Below are 23,601 nucleotides of genomic sequence, written 5' to 3'. Positions count from 1 at the left end.
GCGAGACACGAAGCAATCTTAATGCGGTCGCTAAAGGTTTCAAAAACTAAATTAGTAAGATTGCTTCGTGCCTCGCAATGATGTGGTTGCCAGTTCAAAGTGTAAAATGTTTTGTTTGAATATTAGGCCTAAATTATTTGTTGATTTAATTCCATTGAAAGGTGAAGAAATTTATTTTGTAGTTAATTTGCGCTTCAAACATTAGGCTACAAAGAGCTTTTCACCTTTGACAACTTTCTCTCTCACACTTAAGAAAGAAAGTTGTCAAAGCTAATTAAGGAAGTTAAACTTTTTCTATCAGGCAAACGGCATAAGCAACAACGCCTTCTTCCCTACCCACAAAACCCATAAGTTCGTTAGTTGTTGCTTTTATTGAAATTTCTTCCGTAGAAATGCCAATGGCCTTAGCTATATTTTCCTGCATTGCAGGAATATGAGGATTGATTTTAGGTGCCTCCAAACAAAGCATGGCATCGATGTTTCCAACCTGCCAGCCTTTTTCGGTTAACAGTTTAACGGTTTCCTGTAATAAGATTACACTGCTAATTCCTTTCCAGCGATCATCTGTATTTTTAAAATGAAAGCCTATGTCGCGTAAATTAGCTGCGCCCAAAAGTGCATCGCAAATGGCATGAAGCAAAACATCGGCATCAGAGTGGCCAAAGGCACCTTTGTGATGTTCTAATGTAACTCCTCCTACCACAAAAGGGTGCTGATCTTTTAATTGATGGACATCGAATCCAAAACCTACTCTGATTTTCATATGAATTATTTTCTGTAATTAAGCTTGAGATTCAAGCCAATTCAAATAGAGATGTTATCTTTTAATTAACTTCTTTTCGCCAAAGTTAAACAAAAGACTAAAGCGCAAGGTATTTGCCAATGGACTTGTTTGTGCATTTGCGATTAGGTAAGCAAAATCAATATTGAAAACATTGTACTTTAAACCCGCACCTAAGGTGAAATATCTACTATCGCCTTTCATTGGGCTTTGGTAATTATAACCTGCCCTTAAAGCAAACTGTTGATTGTACCAATATTCTAAACCTGTAGAAATGCCTACTTCTTTTATCTCCTCGCTAAATCCTCCAGGTGCATCACTAAATGACCCGAAAATACCTGCAGGTACCGAGCGATTTGGATTCTTTCCGCTTACGATATTATTATTCGAATCGTAAATAGGCTGCGTAGGAACCAATAATTTATTAAAGTCTAAAGCAAATGTAAATGTACTTAAGTCATCAATTATGATGGTTGATGCACCGCCTAGCTTAAAATTGGTCGGAAGGAAAAAACTTTCCCCACCATCGGAGTAACTCATTTTAGTTCCGATATTTGAAATATTTGCACCAGCCGATAAAATTGCATTCTTCCCGAACAGCGTAGTTGAGGTTTTATACAAACCTGAAACATCAACAGCAACCGCATTACCTCCATGAACCTGACCGGTAGATGAAAACTGACCAGAAGCCAAATTTGAGTAAATATATCTCAACGAGCTCCCTAACGCAAATTCTTCTCCAAAACTTCTGGCAAAAGAAAAATCCAGGGCCAGTTCATTTGGGTTGCTAATTCCTAAATCCTGTTGATTTACATCTGTTAGCTGAATAGATCCAAGAGAAAAATATCTTAAAGAAGCACCAATTGTATTGCGATCATCTAATTTATAGAAACCACCTAAATAAGCAAGATTAATGTCTGGAACCAAGCTTTTTAACCAAGGACTGTATGAAAGTGAAAATCCGTACGGCTTATCTAGAAAAGCAAGTTTTGAAGCATTTATACTCGCAGAGTTCACATCACCAGGAACAGCAACACCAGCATCGCCCATGGCTCCTGCTCTTGCGTCTGGAGTAATTAACAAAAAGGGTACAGCTGTTACAATGTTGTTTGATTCGCTTCCGTTGGTTTGAGTACCAGATATAGTAACTTGAGCATTTGTTTTACCAAACACTAAAGCTAATGAGAGTGCAGAAAAAGCAAGCTTACTGAGGTACTTGAAATTCATCCTTTAAAGGTACGTAATTTAGATTTCGGAATGTTAAAACTTTGGAATAATTTAATAACGCAAAATGAGTATTTATATTTTAATTACTCATACAAATCTCAAAAATAATTACTGATTAAAAAGACAAGATTTATTACCGCACCGATTATTACAAATGTAGTACAATCGTTAAACGATTTAGACGGCATAAAACCTGTATTTCATTCTTACACTTTGGATTGTTGAGAAGTAAAATAAACCATTAATGTGCTATGCTAATCCAAAAGCAGGTTGATTAGCATAACACAAAATATTCTTAATTATTTTTCTTTTTGAAAAAGCCATTAAGCTTATCTGCTATCGCATCTTCAACTTTTTTAGTTGCTTTGGCTTTTATTGTGTCTACCTTAGCCTGAGCTTTAGTTTGTAATTCGGCTTTCTTTTCTGCGATTACATTATTTACCGCATCTTTAGCTGCAGTTTTTGTATCGCCAGCCCCATATTTCAAGCTTAACGTAGGTTTTAGAATTGTTCCACCTAATACTGCATTTACCTTAATGGTTTCGCTCATGCTCACGTTTGTGCCCACTTTGCTATTTAATTTTGCAATCATTGCATTTGCGGTTTCATTTGCCTTTGCACCCAGCATTGCTCTGGGAACGTTTAATCCCAAATTGTAATCCATCGTTTGGTCTAACCCATTTGATCCTTGAACATTCATTACAATTCCTTCTTTTTTAATATCGAAAGGAGAAACATTCAATCGGCCATCAACAATTTTAAACTTTGTAATTACATTATTTAATTCTAGCTTTTTAAACTTATCAGAACTTAATGCAGAAGCCAGTTTATTTAAAGGCTCGAAACCATCCAATACAGCCTGGATAATGTTGGTTAATCCAGATGCATTGATAGAGGAGTAAACAGGCATCATATTTTGGTCTAAATCAGAATTGAACTTTAAGTTTGTAGAAAATACGCCCTTTGTAAATTTCGCCACTGGAGCAAGCAACTTAACCGTATTAAAGGCTCCAAAAGCTTTTTGAATATCCATCTTTTCAATTCCGAAATCTACATCAACCTTAGGTTTTTTTGGATCAATAGTGGCGTAAGATCCATTCATATTTACAGTTCCACCCAACATGTTCATGCCCATATCCTTAAAGGTGATCGTTTTATTTTTTACCAATAAAGCACCTTTAGCATTTGTAATATCATAATTATCATATAAAACACGACCAGCTTTTGCTGCTAAAGTAAAATCTATATTGCCTGGGACTTCGAAAACAGATAGCTTAGAATCGCTTTTCTTAGTATTTTCATCCGGTTTAACTTTTGGCCCCATCAGCTCGTTTACATCAATTAGGTTAGAGGATAAATTAAAATTCCCCTGCAGTGCCTGGTTTTTCTTAAAGAAATAACTTAAGTAATTATTTACCGATCCATTTGCTGAAAAATCACTTTTGCCAACCTTTGCAGTTAAATTACTTAGGGTAATGTTCTTAGGACTAAAAACCATTTTAGCAGTCGGAACACTTACTGGCATCGGAACATTTTTACCAGCATAATTAAAGTTGCTTGCAATCATCTGTCCTGATGCTTTGAAAGCTTCATATTGTCCTTTATCAATTGAAGACTTGCGACCCGCTGCCTGAACATCAGCATCTAGAATTCCGCTCAAGGTCATATCCTTCATTGGAAAAATTGTAGTAAGCTGTTTTAAATCTAGTTTTCCTTTCAAAGCCATATCCACAAATGGATCAGAAGTCGGATTTTTCAAGAGCAATCGTCCATCAACTGGAACCTGCCCAAATTCCAGGTGAAAAGCTGGAACATTTACTACCGTATGATCGATTACACCATCAGGGTTGGATATTTGAGATTTAACCTGAATGTTATTAATTGCTGATGGCAAAGAAGGATATTTAATTTTACCATTTTCTATTGATAAATTTACGTTAAAAGCCGGAAGTGATTTAGCATTATACGTTCCTTTTGCTGTTCCGTTCATGGCAAACTTTCCGGTGGCTTCCAAATCCTTAAAACTCGAGCTATAAATTGCTGGGATTAGAGAAAGGAAATTTTTAAGTTCAGACTGCTTGGCATCAAACTTAAAATCCATTGCAATATCGTTAGCATTTGGCATAGCCAAATAACCTACTGCAGATAAAAGAAGCTCATTAAGTTGAATTTTATTATCAGCAAAAGTAAATTTCATGTTCTTCATATCAATATCAATAGGAAGATCTGCATTAAGTTTGACCTTATTTAAATACGGAACTCCACCATACTTAACAGTAAGCTTTTCGATATCAGATTGTGTTTTTAAAGTGAAAAGATCTTGTGTAAAATCACCTTTGCCCGTATGATCTAAGCTATCTATTTCCATAAAAAAGTTTAACGAAGCATCATCATAAACAATCCTCCCTTTTTCAATAGCATATTTTTGTAATGCTACTTTAAAAGCAGTTTTTGCAGTGTCTGCTGTTGAAGAAGCGCTATCTTTCTTCATAATGTCCCAATTGGCTTTTCCGCTTTTTAAAACCTTAGCTAGAATATTTGGCTGATCTAAGTTAATCGATTTAATTTTGTAGGTCTCCCCTTTCAAAACGCTAAGCAAATCAACATTTAATTGCAATTGTTTTACATTTGCTAAAGTATCTTTGGCAAAACTGTCTACCCCAATTATCATCAAGTTGTTGATTTTTATCCCCAAATTGGGGAATGTAGAAATCAAACTAAGATCTAAATCCTTAAAATCTACCTTAGCATTTACACTTTTATTTATTGTAGATTTAATTTTGGCATCAATTTCCTTTTTAAAGAAAGTGGGAATAACGGCTGCAGCCACGAATAAGATAGCAAAGAGCGCTAAAATACCGATCGAAACTTTTTTAAGCATGATTTATTTTTTTACGAGATTAATGTTTGGAGCGTAAACATGGCAATAAATGCTCCAAAATTTATGTAACTGAATGTTAAATATTTAAGAAAAAAACCATTCAAAAACCAAACAGACACAATACGTTAGATAATAATACGTTATGGGATTAAAATATATTCACTATTTTGTTACAACAAACTTTATTATTCATTTAAATTTACGTAATTTTATCATTTGAATGGCCTTTGGGCTATATTCCCTAGTATATATGAAAAAACTATTACTATATTCTTTTGCCTGTCTATCTCTTGTAAGCATCCTTTCTAGCTGCAGTTCGAAAGGAGGAAACGCTTCAAGCAAAACAGGCATTCCTTATGCGGATAGAAAAAGCAAAACTCCAGGGGGCTTTGCTGTAGCGACTAAATACAAACGCGCTCCAGGGCCAGGCTTAATTCCAATCGAGGGTGGAGTTTTGGTTGTTGGTGGAAGTGCAATTGAAGTGGCTGGTGTTGAACCAAACATCTATAATTATAAAAGACAGGTAACAGTTCCTTCTTTTTATATGGATGAAACTGAAGTTTCCAATACCGACTGGTTAGAATATTTACATTGGATCAGAGTAAGTTATCCTGAAGATCGTGAATATTATTACAACGAATTACCCGATACATTGGTTTGGCGCAGTGCTTTATCGTACAACGAACCTTATGTAGATAATTATTTACGCCACCCAGCATACCGTGATTACCCTGTTGTTGGTGTTTCTTGGGAACAGGCTTCTCGTTATTGCGAATGGAGAACTTCTCAGGCGAATGAATTTATTCTTCGCGAAAAAGGAATTTTAACAGACTACAAAACACTTGCTGGTGGAACATCTGGTAAAGGCAACAATTCTACAACAGCTGCTGCAACTGCAAGACCAGACAAACCTTTTAATACGGATGCTTACTTAAATGGCCAGTATGATGACAAAGGAAAGAATGCTCCGATAGATTATAATGCAAAAGCTGGCGCATCAGTAGGTGCTGCCGGTGGTAGAGGAGGCAAAGGGCAACCAACTAGAAATGCAACATTAGAAGATGGTGTTATTATGCAACCTTATCGCTTACCAACAGAGGCTGAATGGGAATACGCGGCTTTGGGTTTAATCGGAAATACAGAATACGAAAACATTAACCAAAATAAAATATATCCTTGGAATGGCTTAGGGGTTAGCTCTGCAAAGAAAAAAACCCGAGGAATGATTCAGGCCAACTTTAAAAGAGCACCTGGTGATTATATGGGTGTTGGTGGATCATTAAATGATAAGGGTGATTTAACTGTTCCAGTAATTTCATATACAGCGAACGATTTTGGTTTGTATAACATGGCTGGAAACGTTAACGAGTGGGTAAATGATGTTTACCGTACCGGTACATTTACTAATGCTGATGCGTTTAACCCATATCGTGGTAACCAATTTCAGGACAAACAACTTTCTGATGCTGCAAATGGAAAAATTGCTTTAGATAAATATGGTAAACCTATTAAGCAAAACGCCTATTCTGGAAAGAAATTAACGTGGGCAGAAAAACAGGCTTTAGCAAAAAGAGCAGATTCTATTTCTAAATCTCCAGATCCAACAGCACAGGTTACATCTTACCAAGCTGATGAGAGAGGATACCGCGATAAACAAAATAAATTGCTAAATGATGAAGGCGTTACTTTGGTAAACGATAAATCAAGAGTTTACAAAGGTGGTTCCTGGAACGATATGGCTTATTGGTTAAATCCAGCTACTCGCCGTTTCTTGCAACAGGATGAATCATCTGCTGAGATTGGTTTTAGATGTGCAATGACCATGCTTGGTGCCCCTGAAATTAGCACTCAAGGCAAAAGACAATTTAAAACACCTCCTTCGAAACCTTACAGAGTTAGTAAAGGAAAATAACCTAACAATAAAGGCCTCGATAAATCGAGGCCTTTATTGTTATCACGGTAAACCAGTTATTTAAACTGGATGAGTACCTGATTCTTTTCTACTTTATCTCCCTGCTTAACAGAAATCTTTTTAACTATTCCATCCGTAGATGATTTTAAGATATTTTCCATCTTCATCGCTTCAAGAATTAAAAGATTATCGCCTTTTTTTATTTCCATTCCTTCTTCTACACTCACTTTTAAAACCAAACCCGGCATTGGTGCCATTATCTCTAAAACTTTAGCCGAAGCTAAATTATCTAATCCCAACTGCTTTAATAACTGGTCAAACTGATCTTCAATTTTTATAGAGTAAATATTGCCATTAACTCTAATTGTACAGATTTTTTCTGCTCTGTTGATTTCTACAAGTTCTGTGCTGAAAGATTTATTTTTAAAAATAACATGCGTGGCATTGTTAGCCAGAAGACTTAAATCCAATTGCAACAAATCGTTATTAACAAAAAGTTCTTTTCCCTTTTTATCAATTTCGAAATCAAATCGATCGTTTACTTTTACCTTGTGCATGTATTATTGTGTTAAGGCATATTGAACTAAATTAGCGCCCATTTTAAGCGCTTTGGTTCTGATTTCTTGTGTATCTTCGGGATAGGTACCAAAGTCTTCCCATCCGTTGCCTAAATCGCATTCAAATGTATAATAGCAAACCACTCTGCCTTTGTAAATAAGTGCAAATCCTTGAGGACGTTTACCATCATGTTCGTGAATTTTTGGCAAACCACCTGCAAACTTATATTTCTGATTGTAAAGTGCATGGTTTGCTGGTAATTCTTGAAAACTCAATTCAGGAAATACTTTTTTCATTTGAGGTCGAATAAATTTATCCAAGCCATAGTTATCATCAATATGAAGAAAGCCTCCACCGGTTAAATATTGCCTTAAATTTTTAATTTCCTGATCACTAAACACAACATTCCCATGGCCCGTCATATAAATAAAGGGATAATTGAAAATCTCCTTACTTCCCACTTCTACAATACTTTCTTCCGGATAAAAGTTTGTTTTCAGATTCGCATTGCAAAAAGCAATTAAATTTGGCAGAGCTGTTCTATCTGCATACCAATCACCTCCACCATTATACTTTAATTTAGCCATTCTATAAGAAGGAGCAAACGAATTAAAGGCAGAAAGCAACAAGCTAAAGGCCAAAAGACAGAGGCCCAAAGTCCGTGATTGTAGAAACTGAAAATTAAAAATTTTAAACTTCAAACTTGCTATCGGTTAAGGTAATTGATTTCAAAGCAGGCAGACAATGCGGCGGTTTCCGTTCTAAGTCTGTTATTACCTAAAGTTAAGGCTTTAAAACCTTTGTTCAAAGCCTCACTTACTTCATTTTGGGTAAAATCACCCTCAGGACCAATTAACACTAAATATTTTCCTTTTGCTTTGACCAAATCAGAAATGTACTTTTTGTCGCCATGATCTATACAGTGTGCAATTAACTTATCACCATCGAAAGATTGCTTAAAAAATGAATCCAAAGAAATGGCATCATTTAGTTTAGGATGATAGGCTTTTATAGATTGTTTAACTGCGGAGGTGATTACCTTTATCAATCGGTCTTCTTTTACTATACGGCGCTCAGATCGATCTGTGATAATTGGTGTAATCTCATCTATCCCAAGTTCGGTAGCTTTTTCCAAAAACCACTCTAAACGGTCGATATTTTTGGTCGGGGCTACAGCAATGTGTAAATAATGATTTCTCTTATTAAATTCGGTTTCAACTTTTTGAATGGAAAGAATTACCTTTTTAGGATTGTCGGATGTGATTTCTGCAGTATAGAATCCACCCTTACCATCAACAAGATTAACTAAGGTGCCAATAGATAGGCGTAAAACCCTTATGCAGTGCTTGCTCTCTTCTTCGTTAAGGGTGTATGTATTTTGGGTTATATCTGGCGTATAAAAAATATGCATAGTTGAAATTTAGTGATTATCAACCATATCTCCTTTATTAATAACCAATTCTAACTTAATTGTTTCGATATTTTGATCTGTTTTCTTTAGAATGGTAAACAGATAACCATAAGATTCATTACTTTCTCCAACCTCAGGAATCCGTTCAAAAACATGAGAAACTAAACCACCGATTGTATCAAAATCTTCATCCTCTGGTAAATCGTGAGGCAAGTGTTCATTTACATCGTAAACGGTTGCAAATGCATTTACAATAAACTCGTTGTCAGATACTTTTTCTACCAATGGTTTTTCTTCATCGTACTCATCCTGAATCTCACCCACCAGTTCTTCAACAATGTCTTCTAAGGTAACCATACCTGCAGTTCCGCCAAATTCATCTAAAACAATCGAAATCTGAATGCGGTTACTCTGTAATTCGCTCATTAAATCGTTTATCTTTTTCGTTTCTGTAACGAAATAAGGCTTGCGGATGATATCACTTAAAGTCCAGTTTTGATTCCCAGACATAACCAATGGTAAAATATCCTTTGCGTGGATAATCCCAACGATCTTATCCATAATTTCATCATAGACAGGCAATCGGGAATAACCTTCTTTTATGATGGTATCGATTACTTCTTCTTTTGAAGCTGTTAATTCTATTCCTGAAATTTTGGTTCTGGGCACCATGATATTCTTAACCACACGTTCATTAAAATCGAAAACGTTTTTAATTAACTCGTGTTCGTTATTATCTAAAGCTCCGCTTTCTTTCCCTTGATCCAATAAATATTGAAGTTCTTCAGTGCTGTGCAGTGATTCGTGGCCACCAGAAGTATCAATTCCAAATGGTTTAAGAATTATTGCAGCCAAACTGTTCAAAGTCCAAATTGCGGGTCTAAAAACAATATAAAAAATTTGCAGTGGAACCGACACAAATAAAGTTGTAGCAACTGGTCTTTGTATAGCGAAGGATTTTGGAGCAAGTTCTCCAAAAACGATGTGCATAATCGTTATTACCGAAAAGGCTACAACAGTTGATGCGGAATGAATAAACGCATCACTGAAGCCCCAGTGTAGGCTATCGAAAAGATTTTTAAAAATGGTGTGCATAACGCCTTCACCCACCCAACCTAGACCAAGGGATGCAAGCGTTATACCCAGCTGGGTTGCGGCAAGATATCCATCAAGATTATGAATAATGCCCTTAGCCATTTTACCAACGCGACTGCCAGTTTTTGCTTTAATTTCTATCTGCGATGCCCTAACTTTTACTATTGCAAATTCTGCCGCAACAAAAAAACCATTTAATAGCACCAAAAATAACGCAAAAAACAATCTCCAACCGATTGAGCCAGTATCAGGCTCTTCTAAAGCTACAAGAGCAAGCGTAGGGGATGATAATATTGCGCCTAACTTAAAATTTAAAAACAAACAGACCGTGGGTAAATCCATTATGCTAATTCTCTAAATGTTGTGTTGTATAGTTCTATACTTTCTCTAATTACCTTGTGTGCATAACGAACACCTAATAAATGTTCAATGGTAACATTTTTATCTTCTAATGCTTTGTAATCTTGAAAGAAGCGAACAATTTCTTTCATTTGATGTGGAGGCAACTCATCTAAATCGTTAATATAGTTAACTGACATGTCGTGAGCGGCAACAGCGATAATCTTATCGTCTTGTTCCCCGTTATCAACCATATGCATTACACCTACAACTTTTGCTTCGATCAACGTCATTGGATAAACATCAACAGAGCAAAGCACCAAAATATCTAATGGATCTTTATCATCACAATAAGTTTGTGGAATAAAGCCATAGTTAGCCGGATACATTACTGATGAAAAAAGAACCCTGTCTAACTTAATTAAACCAGATTCTTTATCGATTTCGTATTTTGCTTTTGAACCTTTTGGAATTTCAATAATTGCGTTTACAACTTCTGGAAGGTTTGAACCAGGAGATACGCTATGCCACGCGTGATGATCGTCTTTTGCCATTTTTAATTTAAATCTGTTTATCCTCTTCCGGACTTTTCACTACTTTTCTTTTTACAAAGGTAATTAATAATGGAATAGTTGTTATAAAGATAAACCCAATAATAATATATAATAAATAATCGTTAATTTGTTTTTCAAATCGTTTGCCTAAGAAATATCCTAGCAAGGTTAATGATGTGATCCATAAAACGCCTCCAACAATGTTGTAAAAAGCGAATCTTTTAACATCTAATTTAACTACACCAGCAAAAATCGGTGCAAAAGTTCTAACAATCGGAACAAATCTTCCCATAATAAGTGCAAATGCACCTTGTTTGTTATAATATTCTTCTGCTGCCTTTAAATATTTCTTTTTAAAGAAGAAACTGTCTTTTCTGGTGTACAATACCGGTCCTGTTTTGCGTCCAAACCAATATCCAGTAAAGTTGCCCATTATTGCAGCTATACATAATCCGGCAAGAAGCACAGCAATATTAACATCGAGCTTACCAGTTGCTACAAACATTCCCGCTAAAAACAATAAATAATCACCGGGAAGAAAGAAGCCAAAGAACAGGCCCGTTTCTGCATAGATTACAAACATCACGAGATAGAAACCGCCCTCCCTCAATAATTTTTCGGGATCAATTAGCTGATGCAGGTTATTCCAAAAATCGTGCATATTCAATTATTCGTAAAACTACAAATAATTATTAAACAACTGCATACCTATATCAGGTTTAAAATAATTGCAGGATAAATACCTAAAACTATTGTGATTACTACGGATACCAGTAAAACAACCTTGTATTGTGCTGGTGCAGAAAGCTCTACTTCAGCTCCATCTTTAAACCACATGGCAACAATAACTTTAAAATAGTAATAGAAACCTACTAAAGCATTTAAAATTGCGAAGGCAACCAAGAGCGTTTGATACTCTCCCATTACATTTAAAAACATTACATATTTACCAATGAAGCCTGCTGTTAATGGAATGCCGGCAAGAGATAACATTGCTATAGTTAAGGATAAAGCAACTAGTGGATTTTTTTTACCTAGTCCATTAAAGCTTTCAAAGTTGTCGCTCCCTGTTTTTTGTTTAACTAATATTAATACAGCAAAAGCAATGATAGAAGCAAAAGTATATGCTGTTGCATAAACCAAAACATTGTTTTCAGAATTCTTACTTAATACAATAAGCGAGAATAATAAATATCCTGCGTGAGAAATACTGGAGTAAGCTAACATACGCTTAAAATTCTTTTGAAATAAAGCAGTAACGTTACCAATAAACAGCGTTAAACAAACGATTACGATTAATGGAACAACCCAAAAATCATGAAGTGGGGCAAATGCACCAGCAAATAATCGTAGAAAAGCTGCAAAGCCTGCTGTTTTAACAACAGTACTCATAAAGGTGGTGATTAAGGATGGCGAACCTTCGTATACATCAGGTGTCCAAAAGTGGAAAGGCGCCGCCCCGACTTTAAAGCTCAATCCAATCATCATTAAAATAACACCTGGATAAAAAATTGGCGAAACCGCTTGTGGATTCGAAACCAAATAAGCTTGAATTTTATCTAAATCGAATGAGCCTGTAGCACCATAAATTAATGTTATTCCAAACAATAGGAAGCCTGTAGAAAAAGCACCCATTAAAAAATATTTTAATGAAGCCTCGTTACTGGCAAAATCCTTTTTACGGATCCCAGCGAGAATATATAAACTTACAGACATAATTTCTAGCCCTACAAAAAGCATAGCCATGTTTTTGTAAGACACCATCATAATCATCCCCGCAAGGGCGAAAAGAATTAGCGTATAGTATTCTGCTATGTTATCACTCTTTGAATGAAAATAGTTTTGGGTAAGTAGAAAAATCAGTAACGTGCCAACGATACAAACAGCAGAAAATGCCAAAGCAAAATTATCTGTCTGCATCATTCCGTAATGAACAGCATTACCATTCCATGCGCAAAATGTAAATCCTAGTGCAGTAAGTAAGCCAACAACTGTAAGCGGTAATAATGCCTTATTTGCTTTAAACAAACCTGCATAAAGCACCAAAAAAGCTGTTATACTAATCGTTATAATAATATTCATTGCTTATGTTACTGTTTTAATTTTTGATTTACCTGTTCTAATAAATGTTGTACAGATGCCTCTGTTAAGTGCAATAATGGTTTTGGATATATGCCCAAAACTATAATTAACACGCAAATGGTATAGAGTACCAATTTCTCGGTTCCTTTAATATCTGTAAAGGTGATGGTTAAACTATTCGTTTCACCAAGCATTACGTTTTGGTACATTCTCAGCATATAAACCGCACCAAAAATGATGGTTAATCCTGCAATTGCAGCAGCCCATATACCATAATTATAAACGCCCATTAACAATAAAAACTCACCGATAAATCCATTGGTTCCTGGCAAGGCTACTGTTCCCAAAATAATAATTAAGAAAACGATTGCTAATTGTGGAGCAGCTTTGGCAATACCACCCAATTCTTCAATCTTATTGGTTTTAACACGAGAGAAGATGATATCTAAAACGTAAAATAAACCTACAACATTAATTCCATGGCTTAACATTTGCACCATAGCACCTTGCATACCTTGTGGGTTTAACGCGAATATACCAGCTGAAATTAATCCAACGTGGGCAATGGATGAATAAGCGACCAAACGTTTTGCGTTTTTTTGAGTAAATGCAATTAACGATGCGTAAACAATTCCTATAATAGATAAAATGATTGCAAGATTTCCCCACTCTTGAACGCCATGAGGCACAATTGGCAATAACCACCTGATTGCACCATAAATCCCCATTTTTAACATAATACCCGATAACAACATTGTTCCTTGTGTAGGCGCTGCTGTATAGGTGTCGGGTTGCCAAGTATGAAAAGGGAAAACTGGCATTTTTATAGCAAACGCGATAAAGAATGCCCAAAAAATCCATCCTTGCTGATCAGCACTTAAATTTAAGGCGTAAAAAGCTTGCAGATCAAAATTATGTGCTGGGTTTTGAAGATATAAATAGATTATCCCCATTAACATAAACAATGAACCGGCTATCGTATAAACGAAAAATTTCATATTGATTCGAATACGATCTTTTCCGCCCCAAATCGCACAAATAAAATAAATAGGGATTAATGCTGCTTCCCAACCGATGTAAAATAAGAATGCATCCATTGCCGTAAATACCAACAATAATCCGCTTTGCATAAAAAGGATTAGGGCATAAAACGCGGCAGGACTTTTATATTCGTGTTTGTAACTTGATAGGATGATGATTGGCACCAATAGGTTTGTAAGTAAAACCACAAGCGTGCTTATTCCGTCTATACCTGCATGGAAACGAATGCCCAGATCTGAAATCCACGGTAGGTTTGCCTCAAATTGAGTGCTCGCATTAGGAATGAAATTGCATGCGATGAACAAAGCCAAGCCTAAAGAAGCTATTGCAAATATAGTAGAAGCTATTTTTGCCGACTTGCCAGTAAATGCAGTGATTATTGCACCTATGAGCGGAAGAAATATAAGTAGTAAAAGTTGTTCCATTATTTAATTTTGAACCCTTTTTATATGTATAAAAATGTATATAACAACAATGCGACGATACCAAATACCATCATAAATATATAGAAACCTACGTTTCCACTTTGTAATAAGCGGATGCCCTTACTCGCTTCATTGGTACTCCAACCTAATCCATTTACAATTCCATCAATAAATTTAGTATCGATAATTCTGTAGAAGAATTTGGAAAGGCCATCCAAAGGCTTAGTAATTAAGAAGTCGTAAATCTCATCCAAATAGAATTTGTTATAAGACAACTTTGCCAATGCAGAACGCGGTGCTTCATCTGCTACAGGTACGTGCGCTCCTTTTACATATTTAGTATAAGCATAAATTAATGCAATAACCGCAGCCCCAACCGAAATGCCCATGAGCATAAATTCTGTTGAATGATCTAAACCCAATTCATGTTGTGCTACAACTGGAGTTAACCAATGTGCCAACCAATCGTTGCCCCCTAAAATCTCCGGAGCGTTAATTGCGCCGCCAATAGCCGCTAAAACAGCTAAAATAATTAAAGGAATAGTCATTGCTTTTGGCGACTCATGAACATGGCTTTCTTCGTGATGCGTTCCTCTATATTTTCCGGAGAAAGTAAGGAACATCATTCTGAACATATAGAAAGCTGTTAAGAATGCCGTAAATACACCAATTGCCCAAAGCACTTTATTGTGTTCGAAAGCATTGGCTAGAATTTCATCTTTAGAAAAGAAACCAGAGAATGGCGGCAAACCTGCAATCGCCAAGGTGCCAATCATCATGGTAAAAAATGTAACTGGAAGTTTTTTGCGTAAACCACCCATATGGCGCATATCCTGTTCGTGGTGCATGGCATGAATTACGGATCCAGCGCCCAAGAATAATAATGCCTTAAAGAATGCATGTGTAATTACATGGAAAAACGATCCCGTGTAAGCCCCAACACCCAAGCCTAAAAACATATAGCCTAATTGCGATACAGTAGAATAAGCCAATACCTTTTTAATATCGGTTTGTGTTAATGCAATGATCGCTGCAATTAATGCAGTAGCAGCACCTACAATTGCGATGATATTTTGCGTAAATGGAGCAAGATCGAATAATACACTCGAACGGGCAATCATATAAATACCCGCCGTTACCATGGTTGCTGCGTGGATTAATGCTGATACTGGAGTTGGCCCGGCCATTGCATCTGGTAACCAGGTAAACAATGGCAACTGTGCCGATTTACCGCAGGCACCAATAAACAACAAAATGGTTATTAAAACGATTGTTTTATTACCGGGCAGCATGTTGGCAGCCTGTGGGAAGATTTTAGAAAATTCAACGCTTCCGAAGAAATTAAATAATAAGAATACACCCAACAAAAAGCCTAAATCACCAATACGGTTCATTACGAAAGCTTTTTTAGCTGCTGATGCATAAGCGCTGTTGGTGTACCAAAACCCGATTAACAGATATGAACACAAACCAACGCCTTCCCAGCCTATAAACATTACGATGTAGTTTGAACCCAATACCAATAAAAGCATAAAGAACACAAATAAGTTTAGGTAACTAAAAAACTTACCAAAACCTTCATCATCGTGCATATAGCTGGTAGAATATAAGTGGATCAGAAATCCTATCCCAGTAATGATCAAAAGCATAATCGAACTTAATGGATCGACCAAAAACGACAGTGGAATATGCAGTGTGCCTGCGCTTATCCAATCAAATAAAAATACTTCGTGAGATTTTTGTGCATCGCCCTGTAAACTAAAGAAAATAACTAGGTTGATGATAAAAGAGGCTAAGATTACTCCGCTTCCGATAACACCAACAAGTCCTTTAGATAAAGATTTTCTGCCCAGTCCATTAATTACAAACCCTAAAAAAGGAAGTAATGGAACCAACCAGATCAATTGTTCTATTTTCATTTACTACTATATATTTACCACTTAAGGCGATTTAAAACATTAATATCTATCGATTTCGTATTTCTGTAAACCATTACGATAATCGCCAAACCAACTGCAACCTCAGCAGCGGCAAGCGCCATAATAAAAAATACGAAAACCTGTCCTGATGGATCATTACTGTGAACTGAAAAAGCCGTTAAAAGTAAATTAACTGCATTTAACATCAGCTCAACCGACATAAAGATTACGATTGCATTTCTACGGGTTAATACGCCAATTACACCAATAGTGAAAATAATTGCACTTAAATAGATGTAGTGATTTAGCGGAACGCCTGCCATTTGTGTAGTTAAATTTTCCATTATGCTTCTACCTCATCTCTTTTAGATAATAAAACGGCTCCTACCATTGCAGCCAATAGCAAGAGAGATGATAATTCGAAAGGTAATAAAAATGGCCCGAAGAGCTCTTTACCCAAGTTTTCTACTAAACCTAAACCTGGATTTTTTAAAATTAATGGACTTGAAATTGTTGTGGCTTTAAGGGAACCGATTAAAGTTACCATTAAACAACCCCCTGCAATTACGCCTACAATTTTGATCAATGGAGATTTTGATGGTTCTGTTTCATTATTCAGATTAAGGAGCATTAAAACGAATAAGAATAAAACCATAATTGCCCCCATGTAAACGATAAAGTTTACAACTGCCAAAAACTGTGCATTTAAAAGCACATAATGCACAGTGAAAGTAAAGAAGGTAAGAATTAAGTACAACACACTGTGGATTGGATTTTTTGCAAAAATCACCATCAGCGAAAAGATGATACTTAATGTGGCTACGAAATAGAATACTTGTGTACTCATTAATTTGTTATTTTAAAATCCCCATCATTGCGAGGCATGAAGCAATCTTATTATTTAAAGTCTATCGCATTAGGATTGCTTCGTTCCTCGCAATGACGCACTGGGTAAAGTTATTTTTTCATTTCCAATGGAGCTTCCACCAATTTATCTTTTCCGTAAATAAAATCTTTACGTAAATAATCGGCAGGAACAATCGGCCCATCTAAATAAATCGCTTCTTTAGGGCAAGCCTCCTCACACAATCCACAAAAAATGCAACGCAACATATTAATTTCATAAGTTGCAGCATACTTTTCTTCACGATACAAATCTTTTTCTTCTGGCTTACGTTCAGCCGCAATCATGGTAATGGCTTCGGCTGGACAAGATAAAGCACACAAACCACAAGCCGTACAACGTTCCTTGCCATTCTCATCGCGTTTAAGCGAGTGCATGCCTCTAAAATTTGTAGAGAACTCGCGTTCTACTTCTGGATATCGTATAGTAGCCTCTTTTTTGAATAAGTGGCTGATGGTTATACCCATACCCTTCATAATTGCAGGTAGGTACATTCTTTCCATAAAGCTCAACGGCTTTTGTTCCAGTACCTTTTTCTTATTACTTAACGATTCCATAATTAAAACTTCTCAATAATCGCAATCACAACTCCAGTTATTATAATATTGGCAATAGCCAAAGGGATTAAACCTTTCCATCCCAAATTCATTAATTGATCATAACGGAAACGAGGGATCGTCCATCGTACCCACATGAAGAAAAAGATGAAGAAGAATATTTTACCAAATAAAATGGCAGTACCAAATAACGGTGCCCATGTTGGTCCCCAGTGTGCCGCAATCCAATCCATACCTGGATAGTTATAACCACCGAAATATAATGTTGCCATTACCGCTGATGATACAAACATGTTGATGTATTCTGCAAATAGATAAAAACCTAATTTCATGGATGAATACTCGGTATGATAACCACCAATCAATTCCGTTTCGCACTCTGGCAAATCAAATGGGGCACGGTTCGTTTCAGCAAAAGAGCATACCAAGAAAATGATAAATCCTAGAGGTTGGTACCAAACGTTCCATTTAAAACCATGTTGCTGAACAACAATTTCTTTTAAGCTTAGTGTATTGGTCATTAAAAGCAATGCGATGATGGATAATCCCATAGCAATTTCATAACTGATATTTTGCGATGCAGCACGAATAGCACTCAACAATGAATACTTATTATTAGATGCCCAACCACCAATCATAACGCCATAAACACCTAACGAAACAACACCAAAGATGTACAACACTCCAACATTAATATCAGAAACTTGTAAAGGAATAACTTTACCTGCAATTAAAACTGGACTTCCCCATGGGATAACAGCAGTACCAATACATGCACACAATAATGCCAAACCCGGACCAGCGATGAATAACCATTTACTTGATGTTGTCGGAATAATTTCTTCCTTCATAAACATCTTTAATCCATCGGCCAATGGTTGCAAAATACCAAAGGGACCAGCTCTATCAGGACCTAAACGATCTTGTAGATAAGCTGCAACTTTACGCTCTGCATATGTAGAATACATGGCAATTACCAAGCTGATACCGAAAATTACCGCTACCAGAATAAATTTCTCTATGATAAAACCTGTATCCATTAGTATTTAACTGTTTTATGTAATTCGATTTCGTTTGCTGCTTGTAAAGCCTGATTTGGCTGGATAACATGCAAAGGTTTTAATGTTTCGTAATGGTTTGATGCAATTACCGAAGTATCATCAATGTGGGTTGGATGCTCAATAACCCAATCTGAAGTTGCTTTTTTATCAAAACGACAAGTGTTACAGATAAATTCTTCTACTTCGCCAAATTGATCTTTACGAGCCGTAACACGCAAAACATCCTCGCCTTTATACCAAAGTGTTACTTTACCGTTGCACTTTTCATGATCGCAATTGCGATGCGCATCAACTGGTTTTGTAAACCAAACGCGGTTTTTAAAACGGAAAGTTTTATCGGTTAAAGCACCTACAGGACAAACATCAATTACATTTCCTGAGAAATCATTGTCAACTGCGGTTTGGATGTAGGTAGAAATTTCTGAATGATCTCCACGGTTTAAAATCCCGTGAACACGTTTATTTGTAATCTGATCTGCAGTGAAAACACAACGATAGCACAGAATACAACGATTCATGTGCAATTGAATTTTATCACCTATATCAATACGATCAAAAGTACGGCGTTCGAACTCGTAACGAGTTTTTTGTAAGCCATGCTCATAACCTAAATTTTGCAAGTCACATTCTCCTGCTTGGTCACAAACCGGGCAATCTAACGGGTGGTTGATTAATAGAATTTCTACAACTCCGGCACGAGCTTCCAAAACCTCTGGTGAAGTGATGTTCAACACTTCCATTCCATCCATTACAGTTGTACGGCAAGATGCAACCAATTTTGGCATTGGGCGTGGGTCTTTTTCAGAGCCTTTTGTTACCTTAACAATACAGGTTCGGCATTTACCACCACTGCCTTCTAACTTAGAATAATAGCACATTGCTGGCGGAACGATATCACCTCCAATTTGCCTTGCAGCATTTAGGATAGTGGTTCCGTTATCAACCTCTACTGTTATCCCATCTATCGTAACCTTAACTTTTTCACTCATGGTTAATGATAATCTTTATTTTTTATGCTCTTTGCCGTCATTGCGAGGCACGAAGCAATCTCTTTTTATAGTTTATTTCTCTTTCGAGATTTTGTAACCAATTTCTTTCCTTGGCTGTGCTTTCTGCTCTAATAGCTCATCAAAATATCTAAATATAACTTCAATATTTTTATCTTGATTATCTACTTTCTTTTTAATCTTTTCAACTTCTAGTCTTAAATTAAGGTTTGATGATAATAATTCTCTAATCTCAGTAAATACCCTTACAATTTGAATATTTACTTCTATTGCTTTTTCACTATTTAATACACTTGCTAACATTACAGCTCCATGCTCTGTAAAAGCATAAGGTAAGGCTGAAGAAAACTTTAATTTATTTAAGTGCTCAAACTGCAGAATTAAATCTTCTTTCTCCTCTTTTGTAACTTGAAACATAAAATCGACTGGAAAGCGCTTTATATTTCGTTTTACTTGTTCATTTAATCTTTTCGTAGTTACACCATAAAGTTCAGCTAAGTCGCTATCAACCATTACCTTTTTATCCCTTATTTCTATTATTTTGTTGAGGATAATTTCAGCAGGTATTTTTACTAGCAACTTATCTTTACTCATATTTTAATTTTTCCTATTTCAAGGTGGTCGCAATTTGCGACCAGTTCTATGTTAAGCAATTCTAAGGTTGCAAATTGCGACCTTAGAATTATTTCTCTTCCGTAACCGGAGCTTTTTCTATTGGATTAGCATAGTTCGCCAAACCATAATTTTGTTGTTGACTCTTAACCGGCTCCTTAATGTGCCATTCAAACTCATCTCTAAAATGACGAATTGCACTTGCTACTGGCCAAGCTGCAGCATCACCTAAAGGACAAATGGTATTCCCTTCGATTTTGCGTTGAATGTCCCAAAGTAAATCCACATCGCTCATTGTACCATAGCCATGCTCAATTTTATGCAACACTTTTTCCATCCATCCAGTACCTTCACGGCAAGGTGAACATTGTCCGCAACTTTCATGGTGATAAAAACGGGCGAAATTCCAAGTATTTCTAACGATACACTGATCTTCATCAAAAGCAATAAAACCACCAGAACCCATCATGGTTCCTGTAGCAAAGCCACCTTCTGATAAAGATTCGTAACTCATTAAACGAGGTTCGCCGTTTGCATATTTCAATGTTAAGTTGGCTGGCAAAATTGGCACAGATGAACCCCCAGCTACCGTTGCTTTTAGTCTTTTACCATTAGCAATACCGCCGCAATATTCATCAGAATAAATAAATTCTTCTACCGGTAAGCCCAATTCAATTTCATAAACACCAGGTTTAACTAGGTTACCTGATGCTGATATTAATTTTGTACCAGTACTTCTTCCTATACCGATTTTCGCATATTCTTCACCGCCATCATTAATAATTGGCACAACTGCAGCAATAGATTCTACGTTATTTACTACGGTTGGACAACCGTACAAACCTGCAATAGCAGGAAATGGTGGTTTAATCCTTGGATTACCCCTTTTACCTTCAAGTGATTCTAACAATGCAGTTTCTTCACCACAAATGTAAGCACCACCGCCCGGCTGAACATATAATTCTAAATCGTAACCTGATCCTAAAATGTTTTTACCCAACCATCCAGCTGCTTTAGCTTCAGCAATTGCTTTTTCTAAAATGCGGATCTGAGGCATCATTTCTCCACGAACGTAGATGTATGAAACCTTTGCACCTAAAGCAAAACTCGATACAATCATTCCTTCAATTAAAGCATGAGGAATGTACGTCATTAGATAACGGTCTTTGAAAGTTCCTGGTTCAGATTCGTCAGCGTTGCAAACCAAATAACGTGCAACACCCTCTGGCTTGGCCAAAAAGCTCCATTTCATTCCCGTCGGGAAACCCGCACCACCACGACCGCGTAAGCCAGATTTCTTAACTTCTTCAACAATCTCTTCAGGTGTTAAAGTTTTAAGAGCTTTTTCCACGGCACGGTACCCACCTTTTTGGCGATAGACCTCAAGTGTATTGATGCCTGGTACGTTAATATGCTCAAGTAATAATTTGCGACTCATTTTTTATACCCCTAAATCCCCTAAAGGGGACTTTTACCCCTCGTATTAAACTCCCCCTTTAGGGGGCTGGGGGGTTATTTATTTTTTAAATCTTCAATCAGTTTATCTACACTCTCGGTAGTTAAGTTTTCGTAGAAAGTATATTCCGGACTAATTTGTAATACCGGACCAAAACCACAAGCAGCTAAACATTCAACTCCTCTAAAGCTGAATAAGCCATCTGTAGTAACTTCACCTTCTTTAACACCTAATTTACTTTCTAGGTGATCTAATATTTTTTCAGCCCCTACTAAACAGCAAGGTCCAGTACGGCAAACTTCTAATGCATACTTACCTTGTGGTTTTAAAAAGTACATACTATAAAAAGTAGCTACTTCGTAAACTTCAATCGGCTGAATTTTTAAGTATTCCGCAACTTTATCCATTGCCGAAGTACTTACCCAAAGAAATTCTGCCTGTACCAAATGTAATAATGGTAGCAAAGCTGATTTACTTTTATCTGCCGGATAACGGGTGATCACATCATCAAACTTGGCAAGCAATTCTGATGAGAACACTACAGGTGTTTGTTCTTCTACTTTAAGCATCTAATTCTCCTGCAATAATATTCATACTACTCATGTTGATAATGGCATCGGATAATAACATACCCTCGCTCATTGGCGCAAACATCTGGTAATTTACAAAACTTGGTCTGCGGAAGTGTAAACGATAAGGTGTACGTCCGCCATCATTAATTAAATAGAAACCCAGTTCACCATTTCCGCCCTCAACAGCGTGATAAACCTCAGCTTTTGGCGCATCAATTTCACCCATCACAATTTTGAAGTGATAAATTAATGCCTCCATATTATTATAAACCTCTTGTTTTGGTGGAAGATAAAATTCTGGAACATCGGCATGAAAAATACCTTTTGGCTCTGATTTTAGTTTTTCTATGGCTTGTTCAATAATGCGAACACTTTGCCACATCTCTTCGTTACGCACAAGGTATCGATCGTAAATATCGCCACTTGTTCCAACCGGAACCTCGAAATCGAAATCCTGATATGAAGAATATGGGTCGCTTACACGAACATCATAATCTACACCCGTAGCACGTAAAAGTGGGCCGGTCCAACTATATTCCAGCGCCGTTTCTTTCGTTACTTCTGCAACACCAGCTGTTCTATCTATAAAAATACGGTTACGGCTTAAAAGATTTTCAAACTCTCTTAAAGCAACCGGAAATTCTTTTAAAAATTTATTGATTTTTGTAAAAGCGATTTCGTTAAAATCTCTTTCAAAACCACCAATGCGACCAATATTTGTTGTTAAACGAGCGCCACAAACCTCTTCGAAGATCTCGTAAATGTGCTCGCGGAACTGGAAAAGGTAAAGGAAAGTTGTTGTTGCGCCTGTATCCTGACCGATAATCGTATTACAGATAATGTGGTCGGAGATACGAGAAAGCTCCATAATGATAACGCGAAGATAATCTACACGTTTTGGCATTTTGATATTCAACAATTTCTCAACCGTCATGTGCCATCCCATATTGTTAATAGGTGATGAGCAATAGTTTAAACGATCGGTAAGTGGGGTTATTTGATAAAATGGGCGATGCTCGGCAATCTTTTCGAAAGCACGGTGGATATACCCAATTGTAGAAACTCCACTTACAATACGCTCACCATCTAATTGCAAAACGTTTTGAAAAACGCCATGGGTTGCAGGGTGTGTTGGGCCTAAGTTTAAGGTTACCAGCTCACTTTGCGGGTCGTTATCTGTAAATACCGGATGGTTATGATTCATATG

General features: G+C 36.6%; 22 protein-coding genes. 1 reads left to right on the top strand and 21 read right to left on the bottom strand.

Features of this window, described 5'->3' with window-relative positions; all coding sequences use genetic code 11:
* Nucleotides 1-283: 283 nt before the first annotated feature.
* The 3 genes from ispF to DF947_RS07575 all read right to left on the bottom strand — a co-directional run bounded on the left by ispF (nt 284) and on the right by DF947_RS07575 (nt 4,889).
* Nucleotides 284-763, bottom strand: a complete 480-nt coding sequence (gene ispF / locus DF947_RS07585; protein ID WP_109929082.1) for a 2-C-methyl-D-erythritol 2,4-cyclodiphosphate synthase — start codon at nt 761-763, stop codon at nt 284-286.
* Nucleotides 764-817: 54 nt separating this feature from the next.
* Nucleotides 818-2,008, bottom strand: coding sequence for a type IX secretion system outer membrane channel protein PorV (porV, locus tag DF947_RS07580; protein ID WP_109929081.1), 1,191 nt, complete (start codon nt 2,006-2,008; stop codon nt 818-820).
* A 295-nt stretch (nt 2,009-2,303) separates the two neighbouring features.
* The gene (locus DF947_RS07575; protein WP_109929080.1) at nt 2,304-4,889 is read right to left on the bottom strand and encodes an AsmA-like C-terminal region-containing protein; all 2,586 of its coding nucleotides are present in this window, start codon (nt 4,887-4,889) and stop codon (nt 2,304-2,306) included.
* Between the two features lie 250 nt (nt 4,890-5,139).
* Between DF947_RS07575 and DF947_RS07570 the strand changes: the two genes are divergently transcribed.
* Nucleotides 5,140-6,801, top strand: a complete 1,662-nt coding sequence (locus DF947_RS07570; protein WP_109929079.1) for an SUMF1/EgtB/PvdO family nonheme iron enzyme — start codon at nt 5,140-5,142, stop codon at nt 6,799-6,801.
* 56 nt (nt 6,802-6,857) lie between these two features.
* Here the strand turns inward: DF947_RS07570 and DF947_RS07565 are convergent, their stop codons facing one another.
* The 18 genes from DF947_RS07565 to DF947_RS07480 all read right to left on the bottom strand — a co-directional run bounded on the left by DF947_RS07565 (nt 6,858) and on the right by DF947_RS07480 (nt 23,598).
* On the bottom strand, nt 6,858-7,358 hold the full coding sequence (locus tag DF947_RS07565) for an acetyl-CoA carboxylase biotin carboxyl carrier protein subunit (protein WP_109929078.1): 501 nt from the start codon (nt 7,356-7,358) through the stop codon (nt 6,858-6,860).
* 3 nt (nt 7,359-7,361) lie between these two features.
* The gene (locus DF947_RS07560) at nt 7,362-7,946 is read right to left on the bottom strand and encodes a DUF4159 domain-containing protein (RefSeq protein WP_167398003.1); all 585 of its coding nucleotides are present in this window, start codon (nt 7,944-7,946) and stop codon (nt 7,362-7,364) included.
* A 119-nt stretch (nt 7,947-8,065) separates the two neighbouring features.
* The gene (locus DF947_RS07555; RefSeq protein WP_109929077.1) at nt 8,066-8,770 is read right to left on the bottom strand and encodes a 16S rRNA (uracil(1498)-N(3))-methyltransferase; all 705 of its coding nucleotides are present in this window, start codon (nt 8,768-8,770) and stop codon (nt 8,066-8,068) included.
* 9 nt (nt 8,771-8,779) lie between these two features.
* Nucleotides 8,780-10,207, bottom strand: coding sequence for a hemolysin family protein (locus tag DF947_RS07550; protein ID WP_240615331.1), 1,428 nt, complete (start codon nt 10,205-10,207; stop codon nt 8,780-8,782).
* Complete coding sequence (locus DF947_RS07545; protein WP_109925859.1) at nt 10,207-10,758, bottom strand: inorganic diphosphatase; 552 nt, start codon at nt 10,756-10,758, stop codon at nt 10,207-10,209. Before DF947_RS07545 ends, DF947_RS07550 begins: the two co-directional genes overlap by 1 nt.
* A 7-nt stretch (nt 10,759-10,765) precedes the next feature.
* On the bottom strand, nt 10,766-11,419 hold the full coding sequence (locus DF947_RS07540; RefSeq protein ID WP_109929076.1) for a DedA family protein: 654 nt from the start codon (nt 11,417-11,419) through the stop codon (nt 10,766-10,768).
* Between the two features lie 47 nt (nt 11,420-11,466).
* A complete protein-coding gene (locus DF947_RS07535; RefSeq protein WP_109929075.1) occupies nt 11,467-12,840 on the bottom strand; it encodes an NADH-quinone oxidoreductase subunit N in 1,374 nt (457 codons plus the stop codon).
* A gap of 8 nt (nt 12,841-12,848) precedes the next feature.
* Nucleotides 12,849-14,306 (bottom strand): complex I subunit 4 family protein, encoded by a 1,458-nt coding sequence (locus DF947_RS07530; protein WP_109929074.1) that lies wholly within the window; start codon nt 14,304-14,306, stop codon nt 12,849-12,851.
* Between the two features lie 20 nt (nt 14,307-14,326).
* Nucleotides 14,327-16,219, bottom strand: a complete 1,893-nt coding sequence (gene nuoL, locus DF947_RS07525; RefSeq protein ID WP_109929217.1) for an NADH-quinone oxidoreductase subunit L — start codon at nt 16,217-16,219, stop codon at nt 14,327-14,329.
* Nucleotides 16,220-16,239: 20 nt separating this feature from the next.
* On the bottom strand, nt 16,240-16,569 hold the full coding sequence (gene nuoK, locus DF947_RS07520) for an NADH-quinone oxidoreductase subunit NuoK (protein WP_039472993.1): 330 nt from the start codon (nt 16,567-16,569) through the stop codon (nt 16,240-16,242).
* Nucleotides 16,569-17,072 (bottom strand): NADH-quinone oxidoreductase subunit J family protein, encoded by a 504-nt coding sequence (locus tag DF947_RS07515; protein ID WP_109929073.1) that lies wholly within the window; start codon nt 17,070-17,072, stop codon nt 16,569-16,571. The genes nuoK and DF947_RS07515 overlap by 1 nt, the downstream gene beginning before the upstream one ends.
* Before the next feature lie 110 nt (nt 17,073-17,182).
* Nucleotides 17,183-17,686, bottom strand: a complete 504-nt coding sequence (locus DF947_RS07510) for a NuoI/complex I 23 kDa subunit family protein (protein ID WP_109929072.1) — start codon at nt 17,684-17,686, stop codon at nt 17,183-17,185.
* A gap of 2 nt (nt 17,687-17,688) precedes the next feature.
* Nucleotides 17,689-18,726: an NADH-quinone oxidoreductase subunit NuoH gene (gene nuoH / locus DF947_RS07505; protein ID WP_109929071.1), complete on the bottom strand. Its 1,038-nt coding sequence runs from the start codon at nt 18,724-18,726 to the stop codon at nt 17,689-17,691.
* Nucleotides 18,726-19,736: a 2Fe-2S iron-sulfur cluster-binding protein gene (locus tag DF947_RS07500; protein WP_109929070.1), complete on the bottom strand. Its 1,011-nt coding sequence runs from the start codon at nt 19,734-19,736 to the stop codon at nt 18,726-18,728. The genes nuoH and DF947_RS07500 overlap by 1 nt, the downstream gene beginning before the upstream one ends.
* 72 nt (nt 19,737-19,808) lie before the next feature.
* Nucleotides 19,809-20,348: an ORF6N domain-containing protein gene (locus tag DF947_RS07495; RefSeq protein WP_109929069.1), complete on the bottom strand. Its 540-nt coding sequence runs from the start codon at nt 20,346-20,348 to the stop codon at nt 19,809-19,811.
* A gap of 88 nt (nt 20,349-20,436) precedes the next feature.
* The gene (gene nuoF, locus DF947_RS07490; protein ID WP_109929068.1) at nt 20,437-21,804 is read right to left on the bottom strand and encodes an NADH-quinone oxidoreductase subunit NuoF; all 1,368 of its coding nucleotides are present in this window, start codon (nt 21,802-21,804) and stop codon (nt 20,437-20,439) included.
* A gap of 74 nt (nt 21,805-21,878) precedes the next feature.
* The gene (locus DF947_RS07485) at nt 21,879-22,391 is read right to left on the bottom strand and encodes an NADH-quinone oxidoreductase subunit NuoE family protein (protein ID WP_109929067.1); all 513 of its coding nucleotides are present in this window, start codon (nt 22,389-22,391) and stop codon (nt 21,879-21,881) included.
* Nucleotides 22,384-23,598, bottom strand: coding sequence for an NADH-quinone oxidoreductase subunit D (locus DF947_RS07480; RefSeq protein ID WP_109929066.1), 1,215 nt, complete (start codon nt 23,596-23,598; stop codon nt 22,384-22,386). Before DF947_RS07480 ends, DF947_RS07485 begins: the two co-directional genes overlap by 8 nt.
* Nucleotides 23,599-23,601: the final 3 nt, after the last annotated feature.

The organism is Pedobacter paludis, assembly GCF_003173575.1.
GTDB lineage: Bacteria > Bacteroidota > Bacteroidia > Sphingobacteriales > Sphingobacteriaceae > Pedobacter > Pedobacter paludis.
This window is presented reverse-complemented; position numbering and strand designations above follow the sequence as displayed.